This is a genomic window from Vibrio sp. 03_296 (assembly GCF_002265885.1).
The window spans coordinates 1-575 of record NZ_NPKW01000741.1 but is presented as its reverse complement, the minus strand read 5'-3'; the positions used below and the strand labels follow the sequence as shown (position 1 = coordinate 575).

1 protein-coding gene and 1 pseudogene are annotated in these 575 nt (G+C 44.2%); one reads left to right on the top strand and one right to left on the bottom strand.

Annotation, left to right across the window (positions count from 1 at the left end; translation table 11 throughout):
• Positions 1 to 221: YbaY family lipoprotein (locus CIK04_RS27560; protein WP_176463453.1), on the top strand; the 221-nt coding region annotated here is incomplete at its 5' end.
• 79 nt (positions 222 to 300) lie between these two features.
• Here CIK04_RS27560 and CIK04_RS27555 read toward each other — a convergent pair.
• A pseudogene (locus CIK04_RS27555) lies at positions 301 to 575 on the bottom strand (MGMT family protein); the annotation flags it as partial.

Genomic DNA, 575 nt, shown 5'->3' with positions numbered 1-575 from the left:
TGATCGCAAAGCACAAATTTATTACCAATGGTAAGCAAGTTCCACTGTCGTTCGATCTTGCTTATGACAGCAAAAAGATCATTGCCAATCACCGTTACAACGTACGTGCACGTATCGAAGTGAATGGCCGCTTACGTTTTATCAGTGACACCATTGTTCCTGTCATCACTGACGAGGCGAACACGCGTAATGTTGAGATCATGGTTGTGGGCGTTCGTTAATCACGACAAGGTGCTCAACGCCACAACAATTGATTGTTGATACCCCCCTAATGTTGATACCGATGGTGACTAAGGTTGTCCATCGGTATTTTTTAAACTTATTTTCCTATCTCACTCACTTCAATCTGTTCAGCCTGCAACAATTGGCGTTGACGATTGAGGTCTGAACCTTGCAACGAAATTCTGCCTTGGCTGTTGATCACTCGATGCCAAGGTAGTTTTGTGCCTTCTGGCAAGTTCCCTAATGCTTTACCGACATGCCTTGCATAACCAGGAAATCCAGCCATACGTGCGATTTCTCCGTACGTGGTCACTTTACCAAAGGGAATTTGTTGAATTACAGCAAAGATTTGG